Annotated in this window: 6 protein-coding genes; 5 read left to right on the forward strand and 1 reads right to left on the reverse strand. The window is 41.9% G+C overall.

Features of this window, described 5'->3' with window-relative positions; translation table 11 throughout:
• Positions 1–497 (reverse strand): hypothetical protein (locus AB1488_03115; protein ID MEW6409086.1); only part of this gene is annotated, 497 nt, incomplete at its 3' end.
• A gap of 68 nt (positions 498–565) precedes the next feature.
• On the opposite strand from AB1488_03115, the gene mutL reads away from it, so the two are divergent.
• From mutL to AB1488_03140, 5 genes are all read left to right on the forward strand, one after another.
• Complete coding sequence (mutL, locus tag AB1488_03120; protein ID MEW6409087.1) at positions 566–2,269, forward strand: DNA mismatch repair endonuclease MutL; 1,704 nt, start codon at positions 566–568, stop codon at positions 2,267–2,269.
• A complete protein-coding gene (gene miaA, locus AB1488_03125; protein ID MEW6409088.1) occupies positions 2,266–3,219 on the forward strand; it encodes a tRNA (adenosine(37)-N6)-dimethylallyltransferase MiaA in 954 nt (317 codons plus the stop codon). The genes mutL and miaA overlap by 4 nt, the downstream gene beginning before the upstream one ends.
• The gene (locus tag AB1488_03130; protein MEW6409089.1) at positions 3,188–3,583 is read left to right on the forward strand and encodes an NUDIX hydrolase; all 396 of its coding nucleotides are present in this window, start codon (positions 3,188–3,190) and stop codon (positions 3,581–3,583) included. The genes miaA and AB1488_03130 overlap by 32 nt, the downstream gene beginning before the upstream one ends.
• 235 nt (positions 3,584–3,818) lie before the next feature.
• Positions 3,819–4,181 (forward strand): prepilin-type N-terminal cleavage/methylation domain-containing protein, encoded by a 363-nt coding sequence (locus tag AB1488_03135; protein ID MEW6409090.1) that lies wholly within the window; start codon positions 3,819–3,821, stop codon positions 4,179–4,181.
• Between the two features lie 38 nt (positions 4,182–4,219).
• On the forward strand, positions 4,220–4,304 hold an 85-nt coding region (locus AB1488_03140; GenBank protein MEW6409091.1), incomplete at its 3' end, for a prepilin-type N-terminal cleavage/methylation domain-containing protein.

Consider the following 4,304-nt stretch of genomic DNA (forward strand, 5'->3'; position numbering starts at 1 on the left):
CTTAGTAGTGGATTATCATCTACCGTGATGCTCCCTCTTTCAATCTTGAACGATTTTATAAAATACTCTCTTTCCCCTTTGCTTATCAGTTCAATGAGATTATCTGATATGTTCCACTTACCGTTTTTCTTCTTAAGATTCATCACAGGATTGATCAATACAATACTTTTAAAGTTCAGTTTCCCTTTAATGATGTCCCTCAGAATCGGATATGTCCTTATTTCGCCTATTTCAAGAAGATCTCCCCTTTCAAAGCCTTCAGGGTTACCGAGTTTTATACCTTTGATGTATGCACCCCTGAGAGGGTCATAACCAGCATCCTCAATGATAAACCCCTGATTGATTCTATGGGATACCTTTTCGGATACAACTCTGAGCAGGGTTCGTTTTACTTCACTGAATCTGATGTAAAGAAAGAAGCTTGCAATGATTATCAGGAGGATGATAGATATAACAGAGATTTTTATAAGTAATCGTTTGAAATTTGATTGTTTCATTAATCAGATTCTATATGATTTTATCTTCCTTGACAAGATAGACCATATTGCTCTATCATTGAATCGTAATGCCGTCTATACGCATCCTCCCAGAAGAGCTTGTCAACAAGATTGCTGCAGGTGAGGTGGTTGAAAGACCTGCCTCTATTGTTAAGGAACTGGTTGAAAATTCCATAGATGCTAAAAGCACACGAATTACTATAGATATTCAGCAAGGTGGAAAGAAACTCATTAGGCTTGCAGACAATGGTTGTGGTATGGAAAGAGAGGACGCCATCCTTGCCTTCGAGCGGCATGCAACGAGTAAACTCAGGGATGAAGCAGGATTATGGGCGATAAAGACAATGGGTTTCAGAGGTGAAGCACTTCCTTCCATCGCATCTGTGTCGAGACTGATGATGGTTACTTCAATAGATGCAGCAAGATTGGGTGTAAAAGTAGAGATAGAGGGAGGAAGGCTGATTGGTGTATATGATACAGGTGCACCAAAAGGGACACTCGTGGAGGTAAAGGATATATTCTTCAATATGCCAGCAAGACTTAAGTTTCTAAAAGCTATGAATACAGAACTACGGCATATTATAGAGATAGTTACACAACATGCGATAGCAAATTACAGGATACACTTTACGCTTTCTCATAACAGAAAGTTGCTGTTTGATTTCCCTGATTCCAGAGATATACGCAGCAGGCTACATCAGATATACGGCATGGAATTTGTGGAGTCCCTTAAAGAGATTGACTCAAAGAGTGACCATCTAAATGTGCATGGCTTTGTATCGCTACCACAGGTAACCATGGCAGACCGCACACATCAGGTCTTCTTTGTTAATGGTAGGCCGGTAAGAAATGCTACATTGACTCATGCCCTTTACGAGGCATATAGAAACACCATCCACAAAGACAGACATCCTGTAGCCTTTCTTTTCATTGAAATGGAGCCTGCCAGCGTTGATGTCAATGTTCATCCGACAAAAAGGGAGGTTGCGTTCAGGGATCAGGGTAGTATACATGATATGGTTGTTACTGCGATTAGAGAAAGGATAGGGTCTCTGGAGACGGTGAATGATAAAGAGCGAAAGGACATTATCAGCGAACATTTTCAGTGGAGAGATATTGAGAATGGTAAATGGTGGGAAGTAGAAAGTGATGTTGCCTTCCATAGTCGTGTAATGGAGGAGATGCAGGGCTATCTTCTTTCTACGGATAGAGAGGACTACAGGTTTATTCAGATTGATGGAACATTCATTGTGGCTGTGAGCCATCAGGGTATAACAATCATAGACCAGCATGCAGCACATGAGAGGATACTCTACGAGACTCTGAAAAAGGCATACAATTTTAAGCAGATAACTTCCCAATCTCTACTTATACCTGTGGTTATTGAACTCTCTCCTGCGGAGACAATTATCCTAAGAGAACAAATGGGGCTTATAACGAGCATCGGTATTGAGGTTGAGGAGTTCAGTGGGGCGTCATTTATTATCAGGTCAGTGCCGTCTGTACTCTCAGGCTGTGATCCGAGGATGCTTCTTTTAGACCTGCTTACGACTATCTCAAAAAACACAAGCACTAACCTCATGGATGCAGTAATGGCTACTATGGCGTGTCACGGTGCAGTAAGGGCAAATCAACCACTCAACAGCAATCAGATGTCACAGTTGATGAAAGACCTCGAAAAGACAGATATGCCACACACATGCCCGCATGGAAGGCCGACGATAATAAGATTTATGACTGAGGAACTGAAGAGGATGTTCAAAAGGCGGTGAGACTGATTCTACTTTTAGGATCAACTGCTGTTGGAAAGACCGAGGTTGCAATACTCCTTGCCCAGAGACTTAATACAGAGATAATCAGTGCAGACTCGATGCAGGTATATCGTCGCATGGATATAGGAACGGCAAAACCTACTGCTGAACAGAGAGATGCTGTCAGACATCACATGATAGATATAAAGGAGACATGGGAAGCCTTCAGTGCAGGGGAGTATGTAAGAATGGTTGATGGGTTGATAAGGGATTTTTCTTATAGAGGTATGGTTCCCCTCATTGTTGGTGGCACAGGGCTTTATGTGAGGGCACTGATTAGGGGATTGTTCAGTGGACCAACAGCGGATAAATCGTTTCGTGAGAGACTACTGCGTGAAGAAAAGGAAAAAGAGAAAGGTTCTCTCCATAAAAAACTCCTAAAGGTCGACCCTGAGGCTGCAGAACGGATACATCCTAAAGACCTGAGACGTATAGTGAGGGCACTTGAGGTTTATTATAAAGAAGGAAGACCGATAACATATCTTCAAGACTGGGATGAAAGAGGGTTGAGATATAACTTTATCAAGATATGCCTCATAAGGGATAGAAGAGAGCTTTACAGAAGAATTGAGCAGAGGGTTGATTCAATGATTAAAGACGGACTTGAGGATGAGGTGAAAAGACTCATCGAGATGGGATGCAATGAGACAATGACCTCTATGCAGGCATTAGGCTACAGACATTTTTTGAGATATTTCCGAGGAGATTATCCAAAAGATGAGGCAATAAGGCTATTCAAAAGAGATACAAAGAGATACGCAAAAAGGCAATTCACATGGTTTAGAAAGGAAGAGGGGATAGAGTGGGTGGATATAACAGGGATTGAAGACCCTGAAGAGATTGTAAAGAGAATTATACCGATGATTAAGGATTACCAATATGCCTCAGAGAAATCCATTTCTTACTGTTGACATAATTATAGAGATTGAGGACAGAGGCATTGTCCTTATTAAGAGAAAGAATCCGCCTTATGGCTGGGCAATTCCCGGTGGATTCGTTGATTATGGTGAAACACTTGAGCAGGCAGCAATAAGAGAGGCAAAGGAAGAGACAGCACTTGATGTTGAGATTATAAGGCAGTTTCATGCCTACTCTGACCCTAAGAGGGATCCTCGTTTTCACACTGTAAGCGTGGTTTTTATTGCAAGGGCAAATGGTGAACCAAAGGCATCGGACGATGCAAAAGAAATAGGTGTATTTACAAAGGACAACCTGCCTTCACCCCTGTGTTTTGATCATACAGAGATACTGAGGGATTATTTTTCATTCAATTGATTCAATTGATGTAATAAAAAAATACTTGACAAAAGGGGAATACTATGTATAATTTGTTTAATTAAGCAAACAGCATTCACCGAGAAGATGGAGGACGAGATGTCACTGAGCGAAGTGGCATCCAGCCCCGTAAAGGAACTTTAGAGTAAACCCCGCACCCCACTTTCGCGGGGTGCGAGGACTGCGCGGGTGGGGCTTTCTGGGTGCGGGGTAAAAATAAATAAGGAGATGCAGAATGAAAATAACGGGGAACCAGAAAGGTTTTACACTAATTGAGCTCGTTATAGTAATCATCATCCTCGGGATTCTTGCAGCGGTGGCGGTACCGAAACTTACTACGTTGATAGAAGATTCAAGAAAGGCAACAGCGAGAGGTTTTTCTGGGCAGCTGAGGACAGCAGCCACGGTTGCTTATGCACAGTCAAACGTTGCACGACCTTCATATACGCATAATATAACATCTATCTATAATGAACTTGAAGAGACTGGTGGATTAACCATGGTTGATACCTATAGATTTTCAGCTGTAATCGGTGACACAACATACACCTGGACATTTACGCATCCTGTTAAGATTACTGCATCTGTTGGAGACTAATTGTGAGATAAATGTGAGGAGATGTTAATGTGAAAATAATGAGGAACCAGAAAGGTTTTACACTGATTGAACTTGTTATAGTAATCATCATCCTCGGGATTCTTGCAGCGGTGGCGATACCGA

Source organism: Nitrospirota bacterium (assembly GCA_040756155.1).
Lineage (GTDB): Bacteria > Nitrospirota > Thermodesulfovibrionia > JACRGW01 > JBFLZU01 > JBFLZU01.

What these genes read in the sequence shown, in the direction of transcription:
- mutL (MEW6409087.1), top strand. Translation starts at nt 566, where the DNA reads ATGCCGTCTATACGCATCCTCCCAGAAGAGCTTGTCAACAAGATTGCT.
- AB1488_03130 (MEW6409089.1), top strand. Translation starts at nt 3,188, where the DNA reads ATGCCTCAGAGAAATCCATTTCTTACTGTTGACATAATTATAGAGATT.
- AB1488_03135 (MEW6409090.1), top strand. Translation starts at nt 3,819, where the DNA reads ATGAAAATAACGGGGAACCAGAAAGGTTTTACACTAATTGAGCTCGTT.